Annotated in this window: 19 protein-coding genes; 9 read left to right on the top strand and 10 right to left on the bottom strand. The window is 73.1% G+C overall.

Features of this window, described 5'->3' with window-relative positions; genetic code table 11:
• The first annotated feature begins 287 nt into the window (after positions 1-287).
• A complete protein-coding gene (locus tag ACERZO_RS02435) occupies positions 288-1,289 on the top strand; it encodes a ferritin-like domain-containing protein (protein ID WP_372660946.1) in 1,002 nt (333 codons plus the stop codon).
• 102 nt (positions 1,290-1,391) lie between these two features.
• Here ACERZO_RS02435 and ACERZO_RS02430 read toward each other — a convergent pair whose 3' ends face one another.
• The 6 genes from ACERZO_RS02430 to ACERZO_RS02405 form a co-directional block, all read right to left on the bottom strand.
• Positions 1,392-1,802: a VOC family protein gene (locus ACERZO_RS02430; RefSeq protein ID WP_372660943.1), complete on the bottom strand. Its 411-nt coding sequence runs from the start codon at positions 1,800-1,802 to the stop codon at positions 1,392-1,394.
• 91 nt (positions 1,803-1,893) lie between these two features.
• Positions 1,894-2,445 carry a hypothetical protein gene (locus ACERZO_RS02425; protein WP_372660940.1) on the bottom strand — a complete coding sequence of 184 codons (552 nt, stop codon included), beginning with the start codon at positions 2,443-2,445 and terminating at the stop codon, positions 1,894-1,896.
• 86 nt (positions 2,446-2,531) lie between these two features.
• A complete protein-coding gene (locus tag ACERZO_RS02420) occupies positions 2,532-3,248 on the bottom strand; it encodes a hypothetical protein (RefSeq protein ID WP_372660937.1) in 717 nt (238 codons plus the stop codon).
• On the bottom strand, positions 3,205-3,819 hold the full coding sequence (locus ACERZO_RS02415) for an RNA polymerase sigma factor (RefSeq protein ID WP_372660933.1): 615 nt from the start codon (positions 3,817-3,819) through the stop codon (positions 3,205-3,207). Before ACERZO_RS02415 ends, ACERZO_RS02420 begins: the two co-directional genes overlap by 44 nt.
• 41 nt (positions 3,820-3,860) lie before the next feature.
• On the bottom strand, positions 3,861-4,739 hold the full coding sequence (locus ACERZO_RS02410) for an oxygenase MpaB family protein (RefSeq protein WP_372660930.1): 879 nt from the start codon (positions 4,737-4,739) through the stop codon (positions 3,861-3,863).
• Between the two features lie 190 nt (positions 4,740-4,929).
• Positions 4,930-6,300, bottom strand: coding sequence for a glycosyltransferase (locus ACERZO_RS02405; protein WP_372660927.1), 1,371 nt, complete (start codon positions 6,298-6,300; stop codon positions 4,930-4,932).
• 56 nt (positions 6,301-6,356) lie between these two features.
• Here ACERZO_RS02405 and ACERZO_RS02400 point away from each other — a divergent pair, with 56 nt between their 5' ends.
• Together ACERZO_RS02400 and ACERZO_RS02395 are read left to right on the top strand one after the other, a co-directional pair.
• Complete coding sequence (locus ACERZO_RS02400; protein WP_372660924.1) at positions 6,357-8,444, top strand: glycosyltransferase family 4 protein; 2,088 nt, start codon at positions 6,357-6,359, stop codon at positions 8,442-8,444.
• Complete coding sequence (locus ACERZO_RS02395) at positions 8,429-9,808, top strand: DUF2867 domain-containing protein (protein ID WP_372660921.1); 1,380 nt, start codon at positions 8,429-8,431, stop codon at positions 9,806-9,808. Before ACERZO_RS02400 ends, ACERZO_RS02395 begins: the two co-directional genes overlap by 16 nt.
• A gap of 329 nt (positions 9,809-10,137) precedes the next feature.
• Here ACERZO_RS02395 and ACERZO_RS02390 read toward each other — a convergent pair whose 3' ends face one another.
• Positions 10,138-10,662 carry a hypothetical protein gene (locus tag ACERZO_RS02390; RefSeq protein ID WP_372660918.1) on the bottom strand — a complete coding sequence of 175 codons (525 nt, stop codon included), beginning with the start codon at positions 10,660-10,662 and terminating at the stop codon, positions 10,138-10,140.
• Positions 10,663-10,890: 228 nt separating this feature from the next.
• Between ACERZO_RS02390 and fabG the strand changes: the two genes are divergently transcribed.
• From fabG to ACERZO_RS02360, 6 genes are all read left to right on the top strand, one after another.
• Positions 10,891-11,652 carry a 3-oxoacyl-ACP reductase FabG gene (fabG, locus tag ACERZO_RS02385; protein ID WP_372660915.1) on the top strand — a complete coding sequence of 254 codons (762 nt, stop codon included), beginning with the start codon at positions 10,891-10,893 and terminating at the stop codon, positions 11,650-11,652.
• 5 nt (positions 11,653-11,657) lie between these two features.
• Entirely contained in the window at positions 11,658-12,110 is a 453-nt protein-coding gene (locus ACERZO_RS02380) for a MaoC family dehydratase (protein ID WP_372660912.1), read from the top strand.
• A 110-nt stretch (positions 12,111-12,220) separates the two neighbouring features.
• Positions 12,221-13,246 (top strand): phosphotransferase family protein, encoded by a 1,026-nt coding sequence (locus ACERZO_RS02375; RefSeq protein WP_372660909.1) that lies wholly within the window; start codon positions 12,221-12,223, stop codon positions 13,244-13,246.
• Positions 13,247-14,470 (top strand): acyl-CoA dehydrogenase family protein, encoded by a 1,224-nt coding sequence (locus ACERZO_RS02370; RefSeq protein ID WP_086864005.1) that lies wholly within the window; start codon positions 13,247-13,249, stop codon positions 14,468-14,470.
• Complete coding sequence (locus tag ACERZO_RS02365; RefSeq protein WP_372660906.1) at positions 14,467-15,651, top strand: acyl-CoA dehydrogenase family protein; 1,185 nt, start codon at positions 14,467-14,469, stop codon at positions 15,649-15,651. The genes ACERZO_RS02370 and ACERZO_RS02365 overlap by 4 nt, the downstream gene beginning before the upstream one ends.
• On the top strand, positions 15,648-16,739 hold the full coding sequence (locus tag ACERZO_RS02360; protein WP_372660903.1) for an acyl-CoA dehydrogenase family protein: 1,092 nt from the start codon (positions 15,648-15,650) through the stop codon (positions 16,737-16,739). The genes ACERZO_RS02365 and ACERZO_RS02360 overlap by 4 nt, the downstream gene beginning before the upstream one ends.
• A gap of 151 nt (positions 16,740-16,890) precedes the next feature.
• Here the strand turns inward: ACERZO_RS02360 and ACERZO_RS02355 are convergent, their stop codons facing one another.
• The 3 genes from ACERZO_RS02355 to ACERZO_RS02345 form a co-directional block, all read right to left on the bottom strand.
• Positions 16,891-20,055, bottom strand: a complete 3,165-nt coding sequence (locus ACERZO_RS02355) for an AfsR/SARP family transcriptional regulator (RefSeq protein WP_372660901.1) — start codon at positions 20,053-20,055, stop codon at positions 16,891-16,893.
• A 65-nt stretch (positions 20,056-20,120) separates the two neighbouring features.
• The gene (locus ACERZO_RS02350) at positions 20,121-21,239 is read right to left on the bottom strand and encodes a cytochrome P450 (protein ID WP_372660898.1); all 1,119 of its coding nucleotides are present in this window, start codon (positions 21,237-21,239) and stop codon (positions 20,121-20,123) included.
• 187 nt (positions 21,240-21,426) lie between these two features.
• Complete coding sequence (locus tag ACERZO_RS02345) at positions 21,427-21,786, bottom strand: hypothetical protein (RefSeq protein ID WP_372660895.1); 360 nt, start codon at positions 21,784-21,786, stop codon at positions 21,427-21,429.
• Positions 21,787-22,142 lie beyond the last annotated feature (356 nt).

Raw genomic sequence — 22,142 nt, 5'->3', positions numbered from 1 at the left:
CACCGCCGAAACCATCAGTTCTGTTTCGACACGGCAGTCATCACCGGATTGGGTGCAAATCGAAGGTTTTCCCTTCACCCTAACGTGTTACTACCTCTGAGTAGCGGGTATGCCTCGCGCACTTTCTTGAGTGCTCACCCGAATCACGCAATCTGATCCGGAGATCGACCCATCCGCCGCGCGCACAGCCCCGAACGGGAAGAGTCCACGAAGGATCCATCCCGGCGCTGGGACCCGGTAGCGGGTTACGCCCGCCGCCTGCGCGCGGGCGGGGAGGAGATTCGTCCGTGTTTGGCAAGCGCTTTGCAGCTTCGATGATCAACCGGAGTGCCGAAAACGATCAGGACCGCCGCCGCTTCCTCAAGGCCGCCGGGATGACCGGCCTCGGCGTCGTCGGCGCCGGAGCCCTCGGCGGCCTCGCCGCCGGGACCGCGTCCGCGGCCACCACCCGGCCCGCCACCGCGACCGCCGCCGCTTCCGGTGGGGTCAGTGACGGCGCCGTCCTCAACTTCGCCCTCAACCTCGAGTACCTCGAAGCCGAGTTCTACCTGCACGCCGTCACCGGCAAGGGCCTCGCCGACTCGATGACCACCGGCACCGGGACCCGCGGCGGCGTCACCGGCGGCCGCGCGGTGCGTTTCAAGACGAAGGCCGCGAAGCAGTACGCCCAGGAGATCGCGGGCGACGAGAAGGCCCACGTGCAGTTCCTGCGCTCCGCGCTCGGCTCGGCCGCGGTCAGCCGCCCCGCGATCGACCTGCAGTCCAGCTTCACCGCCGCCGCCCAGGCCGCCGGCCTGGTCAAACCCGGCCGCAGCTTCGACGCCTTCGCCTGCGAGGAGAACTTCCTGCTCGCCGCGTTCCTCTTCGAAGACGTCGGCGTCACCGCCTACAAGGGCGCCGCGCCGCTGATCACCAACAAGACCTACCTCGAAGCCGCCGCCGGGATCCTGGCCGTGGAGGCCTACCACGCCGGCAACATCCGCAGCGCCCTCTACCAGCACACCGACGGCCTGCTCGGCCTCGGCCTGCTCGGCCGCGACCTGCGGGAAGCCAGCGTCAAGCTGTCCAACGCCCGCGACAGCCTCGACGGCCCCGCCGACGACGACCAGGGCGTCATCGACAGCCGCGGGCAGGCCAACATCGTCCCGACCGACAGCAACGGCATCGCCTACAGCCGCTCGCCGGGCCAGGTCCTCAACATCGTCTACCTGACCAACAAGGCAGCCACGTCGGGCGGGTTCTTCCCGAGGGGCGTCAACGGCGAGGTCAACACCAGCGCCGCCAACTGATCCGGCGGGGTGCGGGACTGCCGTCGGGGCGGTCCCGCGCCCCGTCACTCCCGCCTCCGGTGGGCACGATGCGCTGCGTCAAGATCCCTTTCGCTGCGTGCGTCAGCCAGAGCGAGTCGTGCCAGGGCGGTACGTGCCGGTGCTCCACTCCTTGCCCTCCGGGTCGAGCACTCGCGCGCGGCGCGTGCCCCATTCGGTGTCTTCGGGCTCGATCACCGCTCGGGCACCGGCCGCCACCGCACGCTCGAACCAGTCGTCGACCGCCTCGCCGCGGTCGAACCACAGGTAGAGGCCGTCTCCGGTGCTGCGGCCCAGCAACCGCGGCCGGTCGTAGTCCACGTCCGCGGTGGCGACCATCAGCACGACCGAGCCGAGCCGGACCTCGGCGTGGACGACGGCGCCGTCGGCATCGTCCTGGCGGGCCACGACCTCGAAGCCCGTTGCCGTGAGCCAGCCGAGCGCCGCGGCCGCGTCGCGGTAGCTGAGGTAGGCGTGCAGACCAGGTCCCTCCAAAGTGAATCCCCTCCCGTAGCCGTGCTTTCGCGAGCCGGGGCGGCAGGCGTCTCGCCCACCGGCGGACGCCCACCGCCCGGCCCGGGTGGAACTACTTCCGGATCATCGGGTTCCCGTAGCCGATCACCAGCCCCTCGGCGAAAGCAGTGACACCGAACGTCTTGTTCAGCACCGCCGCGGCCGGAGCGGTCAACGCGAGAGTCACACCGGCGGCGGTCGCGGCACCGATGGTGAACAGGTCGGCGCGGGCGCCGAAGTTGATCCGCCCGCTCAGCACACCGCGGTTGAGGTCGATGGTGTAGCTGGTCAGGTAGAGGCACTTGCCACCGGCGCGCAGCAGCAGGCCGCCGATGTGCTCGATGGTCCCGTCCTTCGGGTTGCCGACGATGGTGAAGCCGAAGACCGTCTTGCCGCCCGGATGGCTCACCCGGGCCAGGACCGGCGAGACTTTGACGCCCAGCGAGGTGAGCGCCGCCGCGGCCGCCGGATCGAGAGTCAGGTCGGTGCGGCCTTTCCCGAAGTGGTACGCGTGGTGGTGCGAGACGCCGTGGGACGCCGGCTGAGCCGCCTGGGCGGGTGCGGCGGCGACGCCGGCGACGGCTGCCGCCACGGCGATGGCCGCCCCGAGCATGCGAAAGCGCATGATCACTCCGTTCTCGTGCTTCCTGGACACGAGGGGATACGCCGGGAAGCAGCCGAACGGATGCAGCCGGCGTCGCCGGATTCGCCTCAGGCGCGGAAGGTTCCCTGCAGCATGCTGATGCCGTGCTCCTGCTGGCCGAGCTCTTGAGCCGAGATGTCCACGACCGGGAACTTGCTCCACACGACGTTCACGGGCACGGCGACGTCGGCTTCGGTGCCGGCGGTCACGCCGAGCGGGATCATCGTCGTGCTGCCGTCGTAGAGCCAGATCTCGTACAAACCCGCCGGAGCGGGCATTCCGGCCAGCTCGACCTTGAGCCTCAAGGCGCCCGTGCCCGGGTCGATGATCCTGACCCGGCCGGTCGCGGCGGCCGGTGCGGACGCCTGCCGGTTCAGCTGTGCTTCCGCGACGACACGTTCACCGTCGCCGGCGTCGAAGGCGATCACCGTGCCGGCGACCCCGATCGCGGCCGCGGCGGCGGCGACTGCTGCGTAACGGACACCGCGCGGTAAGCGGCGCCGGGAGCCGTGAGGCTCCAGCGGCAGCACTGGCGCACTGTCGTCCGTGGTCGTTGCCCGGCTCGCCTGGCCGGTTTCGGCGGCGATGCGGTCCCAGACGGCCTCGGACACCGGCGGCAGGGTGGTCTCCGTGCGGCTCTCCCGGCCCAGCACCGCGACCGCGCGCAGCGACTCGACCTCGTCGCGGCAGTCGGCACACCGGTCGAGGTGGGCGGCTTCCGCCGGGTCGGGGCTCTGCTCGTCAAGGGCGAGCAGCACGAGTCGATCGGGGTCCGGGTGCGTCATCGGTCACCTCCTCCGGTGCACGGTCCAGCTGGGAGCGCAGGCTCTGCATCCCGCGGCGGAGATGGCTCTTGACGGTGCCCAGCGGCAGGCCGGTGTGCTCGGCGATCTGGGTGTGGGTGAGGTCAGCGTAGAAGGCCAGCCGCAGGACTTCCCGTTGCGGGTCGGGCAGCCGGGTCAGCTCGTCGGCGATGACCAGCCGGTCCAGCACGCGTTCGGGCGATTCGGCCACCGCGTCCCCGGCCGGGGCGACGGCGGCGGCAGCGGCGCTGTCGCGTTGCTGACGGCCGCGCGCACGCAGCAGATCGACGATGCGACGCCGGGCGATGCCCAGCAGCCAAGCCAGCAAGCCGGCCTTTTCCGGGTCGTAGGTGTCCCGGCCGCTCCACGCGGAGACGAAGGTCGCTTGCACGACGTCGTCGACGTCGGCGAGGTCACGCAGGCTGGCACGAGCCAGCCGCCCGACAGCGGGGCCGTGGCGGTCGAACACCGCACGCAGCGCTTCCGGTTCGCCCGCGGCGAAGCGCCACGCGAGGTCGTCGGCTGCGCCGCTCGTGACGGCATCGTCGGACACGAGCGACACGATAGCCGCAGGCCGTCGTGCCGCGACACCGCTCAGGCCGCGGCCGAGGGTGCCGGTGCCGCCATCACCCAGCGCACCGCCTTCACGAGACTCGTGCCGGCGACGCGCACGAGGGTGGCCTCGGCGACCGGCAGGTGGGGCAGCCGCAGCTCCGGCCGTGCCCAGCCGGGCAGCATCGCCACCGCCGAGGCGGCCAGCGCCGCGTAGGGAAGCCGCGCCGGCCACGGGATCGGCGGGGTGACCAGGAGGAAGCGGGCGGCCAGCCGCGCGTCGCGGGTGCCGTGCAGCTCCGGGCGGTACGTCGCCAGTTCGGCTTCGAGCGCGGCCACGGTCACGGGCGGGTCGGGCACGCCCAGTGCGCGGGCGATGACGGCGGTCTCGGCGACGTAGCGATCCCGGCCCGCGTCGTCGAGCGGGTGCGCTCCGTACCGCTGGTGGGCACGCAGGAAGCTGTCGACCTCGGCGATGTGCACCCACGCCAGCAGGTGCGGGTCGTCCGCGCGGTAGGACCGACCGTCCGGAGCGACCCCGCGCACCCGCTGGTGCACGGCTCGTACGGCCGAAACCGCGCGGCCGGCGTCGTCGGCCGTGCCGAAGGTCGTCGTGGCGAGGAAGGTGCTGGTGCGCTGCAGCCTGCCCCAGGGGTCGCCGCGGTAGCCGGAGTGCGCGGCCACCGCCGCCATCGCCAGCGGGTGCAACGACTGCAGGAGCAGTGCGCGCAGGCCACCGACGAACATCGCGGTGTCGCCGTGCACCTGCTGGATCGCACTTCCCGGAGCGAACCACCGCGGGCCGGGCGCGCCGTGGATGCGAGCGCGGTTGCGGGGACCGTCGGGGCCCGCGATGCGCGCGAACAGGGCGTCGCGGGCCCGTTCCCGGAGCGCGGTCACGACGGGCGGCGTTGGGGCCACGAGAAGCTCCTTCCACGAGTACTCCGATTCAACTTCGATGCAGAAATCCCGTTTTCGAGAGCAGCAAGCCACCCTGGCGACGACTCCCCATCCGCACTCTACCTGCGATTTTCTTGTCACCACACCGTCTCGGCCGAGCAGGTCCGGCAGCGTCATCGTCGACTTGCGCGGCAGTGAGTGCGCCGCGCGCTTAGATTCGCATCGTCTGTGCATCGGTGATCGGAGGGCGTCGCATGGCTGACAGCACCTCGCGCGCGGCGCGGCCCGGTCCTCGGCCGGCCACGAGCCGCCGCCCCGCTTCCCCGAGGTCATGAGCGTTCGCCAGCACGGCCGCGACCTCCCGGGTCACGGCGTCCGGTGTCGCCCGGTGCGGGTCGAGCACCCGGCCGGCCGGGATGCGTTCGAGGTCGTGGGCGACGGCGAACTGGTCGCTGGAGAACGGCAGGGCCACGGCAGGCACCCCACCGGCCAGGCACTCGGTGAAGGAGTTGTTGCCGCCGTGGTGCACGACGGCCGCTACCCGCGGCAGCAAGGCCCGTTGCGGTACCTGCTCGACGATCCCGGCCCGCGGCTCCCCCGCGAACGCCGCGCCGACGGCGGCCGCCCGGTCGCCCGCGGCCACCAGCACGGCCACGTCGGGCAGGTCGAGCAAACCCCGCACGACGGTGCGCAGCACGTCGTCGCGGGCCGACAGGAACGTCCCGAACGACACGAGCACGAGCTTGCGCCGGCCGCGGTCGGTCAAGCGGTCGACGCGCGCGGCCCACTCGCCGGGCAGCGGCGCTTTCCCGACGTCGCTGCAGTGCCCGGCGAAGACGTGGGCCGGACCGGGCGGCAGAGCGGGCAGCCAGGGCAGCTCCGGGTAGTTGAACAGCACGGCCTCCGGAGAGGTCAGCCCGAACGCCCTCGCCGGAGCCGGGCGACCCGGGGCGTGCTCGGCGACGAACCGGGTGAACAGCGCGGTGAACGTGCGGTCGTTGACCTCGGCTTCGGCGCGCAGCGAGTCCAGTTCGCCGCCGGTGGGCCGGATCGCGTCCGGCCAGTACGGCGGCAGCCCGAAGAACCGGTCCGCGCCGTCGAGGACGTAGCTGGGATGGCCGGGGCAGAAGGCGGCCCAGCGGCGGCCGAGGGTGTGCACCGCGAGCGTGACGGCGTAGGCGAGCTGGTCGATCAGGTACCAGTCCGGCCGCAGCCGCTCGTCGAGGGCCCGGACGGAGGCGAAGACGGCATCCGGGTCGGGGAGCATGTCGGCCCGCCGGTGCCGGGCCTGGGCCAGCAGGGCGGGCACCGCGCCGGCGCGGGTGGCGTCGAGGAACTCGGCCAGCCGCCGGGCGCCATCGGCTTCCTGGCGGGTGCGTTCGGCGATGCCCGTGTTCGCGTTGTCACCGAAGGCCAGCGCCGTGAACGGCAGCCCGTGTTCGGCGGCCAAGCCCGCGAACGCGGGCGCGCAGGCGAACGTCACCTCCGCGCCTTCGGCCGCCAGCGCCGCCCCCACCGTCGCGAGTGGACGCGCGTGCGAAGCGAACGGCGGGCTCACCACCACGATCCGCGGTGCCGTCATCCCGGACTCCTCCCTCTCGACCGCCGACCCTACGGCCCGACCACTGGAGCAGCGCTGTGACCGTTCCGGACACCTCGATGACCGCTGTCGCCGACCCGTTGGCGATCCTCCGGAGACTGCGGCCAGGCGCCGACGCGACCGACGTCGACGCGGTCAGCCGGGCCTTCAGCACGGAATTCGCCGGCCCCGCACTGGTCGAATACGCCGGACGGCGGCCGGGCGACGCCGACCCCGGCGACGCGGTGGCCACCCTGCGGGCCCTGAGCCGCAGGGCCGACGTGCCCGAAGCGGGCGACGTCCTCGCGTCGATCCCGGAGACCGGCGAAGCCGTGCTCGACGAGATGGCCCGCTCAGTGGCCCTGGACCTCTTCGCCGACGCCGTGGCCACCCACGGCAAAGCGGCCGCGGCCGCCGCGGTCGGCACCGCTTTCGCCGCGGCGTCATCGTCTCGCGGCGCCCTGCTCCTGGATCTGGCGGAACGACACGGTCTTCGTTGCCTTCCCTTGGGCGAAGTGGTCGCCGATAACGGCGACCGCGCCCGCCGGCACGCCGCGTGGCGCTACCTGTCCCAGTGCGAGGCGGCACCGGAGGTGACGGAAGTCCTGGCGGCCGCCCACCTCCGCGCCGAGGACCCCTACGAACACGCGCTGTCCGCCGTCTGCCTGGCCCGCCAGTCCGGGCACGGCCTGAAGAGTCCGTTGTGGACGGTGCCGGCACCGGACCCCGGTGGGCTCACCGTGGCGCAGTCCATGCTGCTCGGCTCGTTCGACCAGCCCGGCGCCGGCGCCAGCGGCGGCCTGACCGTCCTGCTGCGCCACCTCGGGAAGGCGTTGCCCCGCACCGGAGGCATCGCCCGGGTGGTCACGCTGACCCTGGCCGGCCACGACGTCGTGCGCGACCGGACCAGCCTCGTGGACGACGGCGACCCCGGGCACGTCGTGCTGCGGCTGCCCGTCGACTCCCCCGGCGGACCGCCCCAGACCGGCCTCCCGCGGCACCGGGCAGCCATTGGGTTCCTGGCCCGGCACCTGCTGTGGCTCGCCGGGTGCACCCCGGATGTCGTGCACGTGCGCTACTCCGACGACGGCTCGGCGGCGATCGCGGACGCCGCCCGGGCGATCGGGGCGCGGACCGTGTTCACCCTCACCGCCGACCCGCACCGATCGCTGGCCGAGCGCCACCGGCCCGGCGGCGCGCCGGACCCCGCGGCGGCCCGGTTCGACCTGCACCGCATGTACGCCGCCGACCGGCTGGTGGCCGCCGCGGACACCCTGCTCGGGCTGCCCGGCCGCCCCGCCGGGGAGCTCGCCGGGTACTTCCCCCAGCTGCACGGACGTCCGGACCCGGAGTCGGTCGCCGAAGGGATCCCGGTGCTCTCGCCGGCGGCCGCGTCCGACGCCCGCGAGGAGCAGCTGATCGCGTCCTTGTTCCGGCCCCATCCCGAGCTGCCCCGGCTCATGCCGGCGACGAGCGGCCTGCCGATCGTGCTGTCGGTGGGCCGGCTCCACCCGGTCAAGCAGCAGGACCTGCTCGTCGAAGCCTGGCTGACGCGCGGGTTGTACCGGCGAAGCGCGCTCGTGCTCGTCGGCGGCGACCCGGTCCACCCGACCGGCGACGAGGCCCGGATCCTGGACCGCATCCGGCAGCTGGCGGCCGGGCACCCGGCCGCCGCCGGCCGCCTGGCGGTGCTGGCCGCCATGAGCAACGAAGACGTCCGCGTGCTCGAGCACGGCCTCGCCCGCCGGCTGCCCGCGCCGACGCCGCACCTCTACGTCTGCCCCAGCCGGAAAGAGGAATTCGGCATCGCCGTGCTCGAAGCCATGGACGCGGGCCTGCTCGTCCTCGGCCCCCGCCGCGGCGGCCTCGGCCACTACATCGACCACGGCCGCAACGGCCTGCTCGCCGACACGTCGAACTTGGAGTCTTTCGGTGACGCGCTCGCCGCGTTCGTCCGAGCCGCGGCCGACGACCCGGCCCGGGCCCGGGCGGCCGCGGCCGCCGGACACCGGACCGTCACGCGGCGCTTCGGCATCAACGAGGTCGCCCGTCGCTTCGCCGACGTCTACCAGCGCACCGCCGGCGCGGCCGGACCGCCGGCGAACCGGCTCGGCCTGCGCGGTGCTGCGTCGTGTCCGGCTTCGTGATGACCTCGCCGCCGCGGTGCACGGTGCTGGGAGCGACCGGTTTCGTCGGCCGGGCGCTCGTCGCCGACCTCATCGCCGCCGGACATCCCGTCCACGCTCTGTCCCGGTCCGCGGCGCACGGCTTTCCCACCGGCGTCGAGGTGACGTTCGGCGACGCGGCGGATCCGCGTGCGCTCGAGGCCGCGGTCGCCGGCGCGGACGTGGTGTTCCACCTCGTGCATTCGCTGACGCGAGCCGACTTCGCCGAGCGGGACCGCGTCATCGCCGAACGTCTCGCCGTCGCCTCCGCCGCGGCGCGGGTCCGGCAGATCGTGTACCTCGGCGGGCCCCGCCCGGTGACCGAGGTGTCGCCGCACCTGGCCTCCCGATCGGAAGTGGCCGGCATCCTGCTCGACGGCGACGTCCCGGCGGTCGCGTTGCAGGCGTCCATGATCCTCGGCCTCGGATCGGCCGGCGTCGAACTGCTGTCCCGGACCGCCCGGCTGCCGATCCGGCCGCGGCCGCGGTGGACCGCCCGGCGCAGCCGTCCGGTCGCCCTCGCCGACGTCCGGCACTACCTGCGAGCGGCCATCGAGCACGCGCCGCTGCGAGGCCGCTTCGACGTCAGCGGGCCGGAGACGATCAGCTACCACGACCTGGTGCGCCGGTGCGCCCGCGTCCTGCGCCGCCCCGCCGCGCTCGCGCTGCCGGCACCGGTGTGGTCGCACGAGCTCGCCGCCCGGGTCGCCGGGGTGACGTCGCCCGTTCCGGCCCTGGTCGCGGCCGGGTTGTTCGCGTCGCTCGACCACGACCTGCTTCCGGCCGACGTCCCGGTGGAGACCGTCCTGCCAGCTCCGCCCACCGGAGCGACGAGTCTCGACAACGCCTTGCGGGCAGCACTCGGCGTCCGGCTGCCGGAGGCGCCGACGGGCCGGGCCTACCGCCAGGAGTACATCGAAAGCTCGGCCGCAGCCCCCGAGCGGCTCTGGCGGGCGATCACCGGGCTGGGCGGCGACCGCGGCCGGTTCCCTCCCGGTCCCGCTTGGGCACTGCGCGGTCTGCTCGATCAGGCCGTCGGCGGTGCGGGGCTGTATCGAGGTCGTCCGGAACGACCGGGCGCGGGGGACGTCATCGACTTCTGGACCGTCCGGCACCGGGACGACATCCGTCGCGAACTCGTGCTGACCGCCGACATGCGTCTGCCCGGCGACGCCGAGCTGACTTTGCGCGCGGAACCCGCCGGGTCCGGCAGCCGCCTGCGCCAGCAGGTGCGGTTCACCCCGGCCGGCAAGCTGGGGGACGCCTACTGGCTCCTCCAGAAACCGGCCCACGACCTGGTGTTCGCCCGGCTCGCCCGGTCGATCGCCCGAACTGCCGACGGGTAACGATCCTCGGTGCCTCGGCGGCAGTGCTGTACGCGGAGAGCGAGCGATATGTCCGGTCCGGCTCGCCGCCGGGTGCACCGGAACCGGGACGAGTTCACCCGCACCGCCACCCCGCCTGGACCGAGCCGGGGCAGCCGGGAAGCCGGGCCTTCGTGACTTCGGCACGGTTGCCGACACCCGGACACGCGCCGGTTCACCGGCGCGATGCGGCGTGGCCGACGAACACGGGAGCCCTCGGTTACGCGACTTCGTCGCGTCCCGGGCTACCCCGGCCCCGGGTAGCCCGGGATGACCGCGATCCGCGCCTCGGTGGCCACGGCGCGATCCCTCTACGCCTGCAGCCGGCTGAGGACTGCGTGCGCTCGTCGAGGTTCGCCTGAGCCGGCATCTCGTCGGTCCTTCACACTCCCCGCCGCCAACCCGGTGCGCCAGAACCGTTGCAAAGCCAGGGATGCCAGGATCAACGGGATGATCGACAGCAGCGAGGCGTTGGTCATGTCCACACCCGCGAGCATGAGAAACAGCGGTACCTCGAGCGCGGTCGGCGGGACGAGCACGCCCGCCAGAATCGCCGAGAAGGTCACGGATCGCCTGCGAAAGGTGAACTTCGCCAACGCGTAGCCGGCCATCGCCGAGAGCAGCGTGGCTGCGGCCGCCCCGACCACGGAGTACAAGGCGCTGTTGGCCAGCCACCGCAGGTACAGTCCGTCGCCGAAAGTGACCGTGTCGCGCAGGTTCCGGCCGAGCTGGATGTCGGAGAACCACAGACCGAAGCCGGCCGAGAGGTCCGAGGCGGACTTGGTTGCCGAGACCGCCGGCCAGAACCGGCAACGACCTCGGCGGCTCCGGATCAAAGCTCCCAATCGCAGGACTGGCGTTTGCCGGCTTGTCAAGGCCACAGTGGACCTGACTACCCGAAGTGATTCCCCCAGGTGGAGCAGCCAACTTACGACCTTCGGCCATGGCTATGATCCTGCGCATGCTGTCACCACTTTGGGGATCAGTCACGCGTATCCTCCACAAAGCAACCGCTTAGTAGGCTCGCGGGCACGAGCCCGTTTCTCAACGACGAGGAGGTCCCCGTGACCGATTCCCCTTCCCGTGTCGCCGTGGTCACCGGTGCCGGCCGTGGCATCGGTGCCGCCGTGGCCGCGCGGCTGGCCGATGACGGCTTTGCCGTCGGGCTGCTCGACCTCGACGAGGCCGGTGTCAAGCAGGGCGCCGAGGCCATCGTCGCCAAGGGGGGCAAGGCCGTCGGCGTTGCCCTCGATGTCAGCGATGCCGAGCAGGTCGACGCCGCCGTCACCCGTGTTGCCGATGAGCTCGGCCCGCCGGTCGTGCTCGTCAACAACGCCGGCATCACCCGCGACAACCTGATCTTCAAGATGACCGAGCAGGACTGGGACTCCGTCCTCGGCGTGCACCTCAAGGGCTCGTTCCTGATGACCCGCGCGGTGCAGAAGTACATGACGCAGGAGAAGTACGGCCGGATCGTCAACCTCTCCAGCACCTCGGCGCTGGGCAACCGCGGCCAGGTCAACTACTCCGCCGCGAAGGCCGGCATGCAGGGCTTCACCAAGACCCTCGCCATCGAGCTGGGCAAGTTCAACGTCACCGCGAACGCGATCGCGCCGGGCTTCATCGCCACCGACATGACCGCCGCGACGGCCGAGCGGATCGGCATGGGCTTCGAGGAGTTCAAGGCCGCCGCCGCGTCGCAGATCCCGGTGCAGCGCGTCGGCACGCCCGACGACATCGCCCACCTGGCCTCCTTCCTCGTCAGCGAGGGCGCCGGGTTCATCTCCGGCCAGGTCATCTACGCCGCCGGCGGACCGAAGGACTGAGGGCGATGCGCGAGTTCGAGAACCTGGACGCCTTCGCCGCGGCAGTCGGCGAGCACCTCGGGTACAGCGAATGGGTCAAGGTCACCCAGGACCGGGTGAACCTGTTCGCCGACGCCACCGACGACCACCAGTGGATCCACGTCGACGAGCCGATGGCGACCGCGGGCCCGTTCGGCGGCACCATCGCCCACGGCTTCCTGACGCTGTCGCTGCTCTCGGCGTTCGGCCCGAAGATCTACAAGGTCAACGGCATCAAGATGGGCATCAACTACGGTCTCAACAAGGTCCGCTTCCCGCAGCCGGTGAAGGTCGGCTCGAAGGTGCGCGCCGGGGCCGAGCTGGTCGAGGTCACCGACATCCCGGGCGGCAAGCAGGCGGTGTCCAAGTGGACGGTCGAGATCGACGGCGAAGCGAAGCCCGCTTGCGTCGCCGAATGGGTGACGCGTTTCCTGGCGTGATGCCACCCGGGAAGCGTCACTTTCGCGGGGAAAGTGACGTTTCCCGGCGAAGTATGTACGTCATACCGACTAGTCGGTATGCTCGCCCGGACGAAGCTTGAGGAGGCTGGATGAACCCGACCGACCCGCCGGGCCTGGACCTGGACCGCCTGCGCGCCCACCTGGACGCGCACCGGCCCGGCCTGGTCGCCGGGGAGCTGACCGCGGACGTCGTGGAGGGCGGCCGGTCGAACCTCACCTACGTGGTCGGCGACGGCCGCTCGCGCTGGGTGGTGCGCCGCCCGCCGCTCGGGCACGTGCTGCCCACCGCGCACGACATGACCCGCGAGTTCCGGGTGATCTCCGGCTTGCGCGACACCGCCGTGCCGGTGCCCGAAGCGATCCTGCTGTGCGAGGACGCCGACGTCGTCGGGGCGCAGTTCTACGTCATGAGCTTCGTCGAAGGCACGCCCTACCGGACCGCCGACGAGCTCGCGCAGCTCGGCGAAGGGCGCACCCGCGCGATCGCCGACGCCCTGGTCGACACGCTCGTCGACCTGCACGCCGTCGACCCGGCCGCGGTCGGGCTCGGCGGCTTCGGCCGGCCGGAGGGCTTCCTGGAACGGCAGCTGCGACGGTGGAAGAAGCAGCTCGACGCCTCGCGCAGCCGCGACCTCGACGGCATCGAAGAGCTGCACGACCGGCTCGCCGCGGCGGTGCCGGTGTCCGGCAAGCCGTCGATCATCCACGGCGACTACCGCCTGGACAACGTCCTGGTCGACTCGGGCGACGAGATCTCCGCGGTGCTCGACTGGGAGATGTCGACGCTCGGCGACCCGCTGACCGACCTCGCGCTGCTGGTGGCCTACGCCGAGCGCGACAAGGTGTCGCTGCAGTTCGTCTCCAACGCCAGCTCCGCCCCGGGCTACCCGACGACCGACGAAGTCGTGCGGCGCTACGCCGAACGTTCGGGCCGGGACGTCTCGCAGCTGAACTGGTACGTCAGCTTCGCGTTCTTCAAGCTGGCCGTGATCCTGGAAGGCATCCACTACCGCTACACGCAGGGCAAGACGGTCGGCGCGGGCTTCGAAGGCGTCGGGGCCGGTGTCCCGCTGCTCATCTCGCACGGCAACGAGATTCTCAAAGAGGAGAAGTAAATGGACTTCGCGTTCGACGAGAAGACCGAGGAACTGCGCGGGAAGCTCCTCGAGTTCATGGACTCGCACATCTACCCCGCCGAGCCCGTGTTCGAGCGGCAGCTCGCCGAACGCGACGACCCGTGGGCCATCCCGCCGGTCATGGACGAGCTGAAGGCCGAGGCCCGCAAGCGCGGCCTGTGGAACTTCTTCCTCCCCGGCGACCACGGCGCGGGCCTGACCAACCTGCAGTACGCGCCGCTCGCGGAGATCACCGGCCGTAGCATCCGGCTGGCGCCGACCGCACTCAACTGCGCCGCGCCGGACACCGGGAACATGGAAGTGCTGGCCATGTTCGGCAACGAGCAGCAGCAGAAGCAGTGGCTGGAACCGTTGCTGGCCGGGGAGATCCGTTCCGCGTTCGCGATGACCGAGCCGGACGTCGCCTCCTCCGACGCCCGCAACATCGAGACCGCGATCCGGCGTGACGGCGACGAGTACGTCATCAACGGCCGCAAGTGGTACATCTCCGGCGCGATGAATCCGGCGTGCCAGATCTTCATCGTCATGGGCAAGACCGACCCGGACGCCGCGCCGCACAAGCAGCAGAGCATGATCCTGGTCCCCCGCGACACCCCGGGCCTGACGGTCAAGCGGGGCATGCACGTCTTCGGCTACGACGACAGCGACCACGGCGGCCACGCCGAGGTGCTCTTCGAGGACGTCCGCGTGCCGGTCGAGAACCTGATCGCCGGCGAAGGTGACGGCTTCGCGATCGCCCAGGCCCGCCTCGGGCCGGGCCGGATCCACCACTGCATGCGCGCCATCGGGATGGCCGAGCGCGCGCTGGAACTCATGTGTCGCCGCGCGATTTCGCGCGAGGCGTTCGGCAAGCCGATCGCGCAGCAGGGCGTCGTGCAGGACTGGATCGCCGAGTCCCGCGTGAAGATCGAGCAGCAGCGGCTGCTCGTGCTCAAGACCGCGTGGCTGATGGACACCGTCGGCAACCAGGGCGCGCACACCGAGATCCAGGCCATCAAGATCTCGACGCCGATCACCGTCGAGTGGATCCTCGACAAGGCCGTCCAGGTGCACGGCGCCGGCGGCGTCAGCCAGGACTTCCCGCTGGCGGCGATGTGGGCAGGCAACCGCACCCTGCGCCTGGCCGACGGGCCGGACGAAGTCCACAAGCGCTCACTCGCCCGGCGTGAGCTGAAGAAGTACCTCTCGGAGGGCGCGAAGTGACTGTCACCGCCGAAGACCTGACCCGCCAGGCGACCGAGTTCCTGGCCGCGCACGACCCGGCGGCCACCGACCGGCTGGAGTTCCTCCGGGCCCGGTTCGACGCCGGGCTCGCCTGGATCCACTTCCCCGCCGGCCTCGGCGGGCAGAACGCGCCGCGCGCGCTGCAGTCCGCTGTGGACAGTGTGTTCACCGAAGCGGGCGCACCGGACAACAATCCGCGCCGGATCGGTATCGGCCTCGGCATGGCCGCGCCGACCATCCTCGCCTTCGGCACGCCGGAACAGCGCGAGCGCTACCTTCGTCCACTGTGGACCGGCGAGGAGGTGTGGTGCCAGCTGTTCAGCGAGCCGGGCGCGGGCTCCGACCTGGCCGCGCTGGGCACGCGGGCGGTGCGCGACGGCGACGACTGGATCGTCACCGGCCAGAAGGTCTGGACGTCGGGGGCGCACGAGTCGCAGTGGGCGATCCTCGTGACGCGCACCGACCCCGATGTGCCGAAGCACCAGGGCATGACGTACTTCCTGTGCGACATGACCGCGCCCGGCGTCGAGGTCCGGCCGCTGCGCCAGATCACCGGCGAGGCCGAGTTCAACGAGGTCTTCCTGACCGACGTCCGGATCCCCGACGCCCAGCGCCTCGGCGCGGTCGGCGAGGGCTGGAAGGTCGCGCAGACGACGTTGATGAACGAGCGCGTCGCGATCGGCGGGCACGTCCAGCCACGCGAGGGCGGGCTGATCGGGATCGTCGCGAAGACCTGGCGCGAACGGCCCGAGCTGCGTACGCCGGAGCTGCGTGACCGGCTGGTGCAGCGTTGGGTCGAGGCGGAAACGCTGCGGCTGGCCGGCACCCGGCTGCGGCAGCAGCTGACGGCGGGCGCGCCCGGCCCGGAGGGTTCGGCCATGAAGGTCGCGTTCTCCGAGCTGAACCAGGCGCTGACCGGCCTGGAGGTCGAGCTGCTCGGCGAAGAGGGCCTGGCGTACGACGACTGGACGTTCCGGCGTCCGGCCATTGTGGACTTCACCGGCCGCGAAGCCGGCTACCGCTACCTGCGCGCGAAGGGGAACTCCATCGAGGGCGGCACCTCGGAGGTCCTGCGCAACATCATCGCCGAGCGCGTGCTGGGGATGCCCTCGGAGCCGCGCGTCGACAAGGACGTCGCCTGGAAGGACCTCCCCCGATGACCGATCTGCTCTATTCCGACGTCGAGGAAGACCTGCGGGCTTCGGTCCGGGACCTGTTGAAGGACAAGGCATCGGCGGAGGCGCTGCTGGCGCGCGTCGAAACGGCCGAGGGGTACGACCTGAAGCTGTGGCGCACCCTGGCCGAGGAGGTCGGCGTGGCCGGGCTGGCGGTGCCCGAGGAGCTGGGCGGGCACGGCGCGTCGGCCCGCGAGGTGGCCGTGGTGGCCGAGGAGCTGGGCCGCAGCGTGGCGCCGGTGCCGTTCCTGGGCAGCGTGGTGCTGGCGACGACGGCGCTGGTCCGCGCTTCGGCGGGCGACTTCGTCCGGCAGCTGGCTTCGGGTTCGGCGATCGGCGCGCTGGCCGTGCCGCTGTCGACGGCGCCGGGCGCGGGGTTCCCGTCGTCGGTGACCGTTTCCGGCGGCCGGCTCAGCGGCCGGGTCGGCACGGTGGCCGACGCGTCGGTGGCGGACCTGCTGGTCGTCCCGGCGGCGGGCCCGGACGGACCGGAGCTGTACGTCGTCTCGGCGGCCGACGTTTCCGTGTCCGAACTGGTCTCGTTCGACCTGACGCGCCGGGTGGCGGACGTGTCCCTTTCGGACGCGCCGGCGACCCTGGTGGCGTCGGGTCCTTCGGCGGCCGCCGCGCTCGAGGAGGCGCTGCTGTTCGGGGCCGGGATCCTGGCGTCGGAGCAGACGGGCGTCGCCGAGTGGGCGCTGACGGAGACGGTGTCGTACCTGAAGGGGCGCTACCAGTTCGGGCGTCCGGTGGGCGGGTTCCAGTCGCTGAAGCACCGGCTGGCGAACCTGTACACGGACTTGGTGCTGGCCCGCGCGGCGGCCCGGTACGCGGCGGACTCGCTGGCGACGGGGACGGACGTGCCGATCGCGGTGGCGGTGGCCCAGGCGCGGGTCGCGCCGATCGCGGTGAAGGCGGCCGAGGAGGCGATCCAGCTCCACGGCGGCATCGGGATGACGTGGGAGCACCCGGCGCACCTGTACTTGAAGCGGGCGAAGGCGGACGAGATCGCGTTGGGGACGCCGGGCAAGCACCGGGCCCACCTCGCGGAGCTGGTCAACCTCCCCGCCTGACCCGGCCGTTGCCCGTGAATGCGGTGGGGCGACCGGCGATCCCTGTTGGCCGGCCGCCAGCGCCCCAATGTGGCCTTCGGTGCGTGTGACGCACCGAAGGCCACATTGGGTGCGTCAGACGCAACCAAGGCCACATTGGGGCGCTTGGATGTCAGGTGGCCAGCAGGTGGCGGACGGCGGCCAAAGCGGGTGCCGCTCCGGCCGCCGCCAGGAGGTTCTCCGCCGCACGCCAGCATTCCCGGGCCGCCTCCGGTCCCCCATTCGCCCGCCGGGCCTTGCCGAGGACGAGCAACGCCCAGGCCTCGCCCAGCCGGTGGCCCGCCTCCCGGAAACCCTCGACCGCTTGGGCCGCCGAGGTTTCCGCGTGCTCCGGCCGTCCCCCGGTCAGTGCCGCCTCGGCCGAGCTCAGCCGCGCCTGTTCGGCCAGCAGGCGGAATCCGCCGGCTTCGGCCGCGCGCAACGCCGGTTCCGCGTCCGTACCGTCCACAGCGGACAGTCCGATCGCCGCCGTCAGCTCGCCTCGGCGGTAGCCGATCTTCTCCGCCAGCGCGTGGGCCTCGCCGTAGTCCGCGGCTGCCGCCGCCGCGTCGCGGGACTGGCGGTGGAGGTCGCCGTGCGCGCACAGCGCGTCCACCTCGAACCGCTGGTTGCCCGCCTCGCGCGCCACGGTCAGCGCGAGCCGCACCGCCGGCCACGCCTGCGCGAGGTCGCCGGTGACCCGGTGGACCGCCGCCAGCCGCACCAGCGCGTCGGCCTCGTCGTCGCGGGAACCCAGCTCCCGCAACGATTCCAGCGCTTCGGTCAGCACGGCGAGCGCGCGAGAAACGTCGCCGGTGACGCGGTAGCCGTACCCGAGGTTGCACCGCGCGATCGCCGCCGCGTGGGGTGAGCCGAGCCGGCCGCACAGCTCCAGCGCCCGCTCGTTGTGCCGGATGCCCTCGGCGAGCCTGCCGTGCTCCATCAGCACGGCACCCAGGTTGATCAGCCCGTTCGCGGCCCGGATCGACGTCCCGTGCCGCCGGGTGCCGGCCAGCGCCGCCGTGAAGTGCTCGATCGCCCGGTCGAGCCGGCCCAGGTCCAGGTGGACGACGCCGAGGGCGTGCAGCACCGAGTCCGCGCCGGCGCGGGCACCGGCGACCCGGTAGGACTCCTGGGCGGCCTCCAGCTCGGCGAGCGCCACCGGGTAGTCGCCGCGGCTCCACGCCAGCGCGCCCAGGCTGTGCCGCATCGCGCCCACCGCCTCCTCGTCGCCGGCCCGGCGCGCCGCGGCCAGCCCGGCGGTCGCGGCCGCCTGCCACTCCGCGTCGAGCCGGTGCGAGTGGAAGAACCCGCGCAGCAGGTCCGCCGCGCGCCAGGCGAAGGCGCCGGTCGCCGAGCGGATCGCCGCCAGCAGGTTCGCGTGCTCGGCCAGCAGCCAGCGACGGGCCTCGGCGGGTTCGACGGCTTCGGCGTCCGGGCCGGGCAGGCGCCGCAGGTCCGGGTAGAGCGCGGCCGCCGCGCGGGCGCCGGTGCGCAGGTAGTGCGCGAAGAGCCGGTCGACGGCGGCCGCGCGGTCGGCCGCCGCCAGGTCGTCGTGGGCGCGGGCGACGGCGTACCCGCGGAGCAGGTCGTGCAGCCCGAACCGGTCGTCGCCCCGGGCCTGCACCAGGTGGCTCACGGCCAGCTCCCGCAGCAGCGAGCCGGCCCGCGCCTCGTCGACCCCGGCCAGCGCCGCCGCGCCCGGCACGTCGACGTCGGCGCCCGGCACCAGCCCGAGCAGGCGGAAGCACCGCGCCGCGGCGGCGGAAACGGCGTCGAACGAAAGGTCGAAGGCCCGGCGCACGCCCTGCTGCTCGGCGCCGGGCACCGCCAGCCGCGTCACGAGGTCGGGCCCGGCCAGCTCGGCGAGGTAGCCGCGCACCGACCGGTCCGGCCACAGCGCCAGGTTCGCCGCGACGATCCGCAGCGCCAGCGGCAGCCCGGCGCACAGCCGCACCAGTTCGCGCGCCGCCTCTTCTTCCGCGCGCACGCGGGTCGCGCCGACGACCGCGGCCAGCAGCGCGAGCGAGTCGTCCGGCGGCAGCTCGGCCAGTTCGACGCGCCGGGCGTCCACCGCGGCGGTGAGGCCGCCGAGCCGGTCGCGGCTGGTGATCAGCACCGCGCAGCCCGGGCCGGCGGGCAGCAGGGCGCGGACCTGGTCCGGCCCGGCCGCGTTGTCCAGCACGATCAGCACCCGCCGGTCGGCCAGCACCGACCGGTACAGCGCGGCGGCGTCCGCGAGCTCGGTCGGGACGTGCCCCGGCCGGACGCCCAGCGCGTGCGAAAACCGGGTCAGCACCTCGATCGGGGCGAGCGCCGGGACGGTCGAACTGCCCTGGAGGTCGGCGAAGAGCTGGCCGTCCGGGAAGTGCCGGGCCGCGCGGTGCGCCCAGTGCACGGCGGCGGTCGTCTTGCCCACGCCGGCCGGTCCGACCAGCAGCGCGATCGGCGGATGCGTGGCGGGCGGCCGGTCCGGCCCCAGCACCGTGTCCAAAGTGGACATCAGGTCGGCCCGGCCGGCCAGCGTCCCGACGTCCGGGGGCAGCTGACGCGGCCGGAACCGCGGCCGCGCGGCGGGCGGCTCGCCGGCCAGCACCGCCTGGTGGGCCTGCCGCAACCGTTCTCCTGGGTCGATCCCGAGCTCGTCGGCGAACCGCCGGTGCACCCGGCGGTACACCTCGAGCGCGTCGGCGCGGCGGCCCGAGCCGTGCAGCGCTTCGAGGTACAACGCCCAGAACGCCTCCTGCCAGGGGTGATCCTCCGCCACCCGGCCCAGCTCGGCGGTGACCTCGGCGTACCGGCCGAGCTCGAGGCTCACCTCGAAGAAGCGCTCCTGGGCCCGCAGCCGCTCTTCGCCGGGCCCGGCGCCGAGGCGGCTCCTGAGCTCCACCGGCAGGTCGGCGAGCAGCGGGCCGCGCCAGCAGGCGAGGGCCTCGGCGAGCAACGCGCGTTCGGCCTCGGGCGTGAGTTCCGCGCGGGCGTCGGCGAGCAACCGGCGGAAGCGCAGCAGGTCGTGCCGCTCGGGCCACGCGCGCAGCAGGTAGCCGGTCGGCCGGGTTTCGACGACGCCGTCGCCGAGCACCCGCCGGAGCCGGACGGTGTGCACCTGAATGCTCTTGCGGGCGGTCTCCGGCGGGGCGTCGCCCCACAGCAGCTCGGTGAGACTGTCGAACGACACGGTCGTGTTCGCCCGCAGCGCCAGCACGGCGAGCAGCGCCCGCACCTTCGGCCCGTTGACCGGCACGGGCACGCCGTCCCGCCGGACCCGCAACGGTCCGAGCACGCCGAACTCGAGCACTTCTCCGCACCCCCCGCTGACCGGGCAAACCGGTCATTCCCGGTCGTGAGGGTAGCGGGAAACGATCAACCCGGCGGGACGGGCCGCACCACGGGCGGGGCGAGCAGGGAGCCGAACACGGGTTCGGGGTCGACGACCAGCAGGCCTCGGTCGTCGAGGGCGTCGGAGCAGGCGACCACCCGGGCCGTCACGTGGTTGACGAACCGCGAGCCGACGCACGCGGCGCTGCCGAAGCCGTAGGGCAGGTAGCGGGACTTGTACCCCTCGGGTGGGCGGTCCCACCGCTGCGGGCGGTACTCATCGGGTTCGGCCCAGACGTCCGGGTCGCGGTGCAGCAGGTAGGTGCACAGGTAGAGCCGGTCCCCCGGGACCAGGTCGACGCCGCCCAGCTCAGTCGCCTCGGTGACGGTGCGGGCGAGCTGCCAGGCGACCGGCCACAGGCGCAGTGCTTCGCGGACGCGGTGTTCGGCGGGCGCCGTGGCTTCCCGCGGCCGCAGGACCGTGCCGGCCGGGGTTCCGGGCCGCCAGCCGCGGTCGAGCAGGATCGTCCAGGCGGCCACCATGGACGCGGCCCGGCAGACGGCGCCGACCAGGCCGTGCAGGGCCAGCGCGACGTCGTCGGAGGCGCCGAGCGTCTCCCGGAGCGCTTCGGGGATTGCGCCGTCGTTGGCCGCCGCCCAGCGGTGGAGCGCGGCGTCGGCGCGGCTGTGCGCGAGCCGGCCCCGGAACCGGCGCAGGGCCGAGCCGGTCCGGTCGAGCCCGTCGGACGCGGCCAGCGCGTCCCGCAACGCCCGGTGGGCGGAGCCGGGGAGGCCGGGGAAGAGCTGTTCGCCGAACAGCCGCAGGTAGCCGCCGGCCAGCGCGCCGGGCCAGGGCTCCTGCGCGGCCGCCAGCTCGGTCCGGATCGCGTCGTCCGTCACCGCCTGCCAGGCCCGGTCCAGCTCCCGCCCCAGCGCCGCGTTGACCGGGCGGCTGCGGTCGGCACCGGGCACCCAGTCGGCGACGGCGCCGAACGTCGCCGCCCTGGCTTCGAACGGGCGGGTGGTCGAGGCCAGCGCGGCGCGGATCAGCTCGTCACCGGAGACCAGGTACCGGCCCGGCCCGAACGGCCGGATCGGCACCCGGTCGGCCGCCCAGCCGGCGAGCGTCGGCAGCGGATCGGCGAGGGTGGCTGAGGTGCGCACGGAGGGCTCCCGGGGAAACGGCCGTGCCCGCGGCGGGAAGCCGCGGGCACGGGGGTTCGATCAGTAGATTTCGTAGTAGATGACCCAGGTGGCGCCGAGCCGGCGGTTGCGCACGCCGCGCACCACGGAGCGGGCGAAGAAGCGGATCGTCGTCATGGCTGTTCTCCCTTGTCCCAATGGGTGTTCACTACCAGCGGAGGCCGATGTTCGACGGACCCGCGGGCCCGAGGACGGTGGCCTCCAGTTCGCCGGACGGCACGCCGTGGCAGACCCACGACTGCGGGCCGCTTTCGGCGGCGAAACCGGTCCGGCAGACCACGCCGCCCGGGCCGCGGACGACCCACTCGGCGGGTCCGCTTCCGTGCACGTCCGCGTCGACCGACAGGGTCCCGCCGGGGAACCGGACCGGCGGGGTGACGCAGGCGCTGCCGGGGCAGGTGCTCGAGATGCCCCCTTGTTCGGTCGCTTGCGCGGCGGGCGTGACGATGGCACTTGTCGCGGCCGCGATCGCGCCCGCGACCAGGGCGCGCTTCACTGTGGTGTGCATGGGATTCCCCTCTTCCCGATGTGTCCGAGGGGCGGCACTGCGCGGTCCCGGCCCGGCAGTGCGCGAGTTGTGGCTGAAGCCCCCCGATGCCAGACGGCCGCCGTCCACCGGCTTGTCCCCCACGCCGTGGCCCCCACTGTTCACGGCCGACCGTCTGACGGAGCCGATCTTGCCGGGTGGTGGCTAAAGCCGGGTAAAACCCGGTGAGTGACGGTGGGGGCCGCGCAATCGACGGAGGTCCGGGGGCTGGCGCCGAAGTTCGGGCCCGGGCGGCCACGAGCGCGGAAATGTCACTCGCCCGCGTCGGTCCTCGGCGGTCCGCTCCGCACCGGCCGGCCACGAGCGCCCCAAGGCGG

Origin of the sequence: Amycolatopsis kentuckyensis (genome assembly GCF_041679295.1) — a bacterium.
Classification (GTDB): Bacteria; Actinomycetota; Actinomycetes; order Mycobacteriales; family Pseudonocardiaceae; genus Amycolatopsis; species Amycolatopsis kentuckyensis_A.
This window is presented reverse-complemented; position numbering and strand designations above follow the sequence as displayed.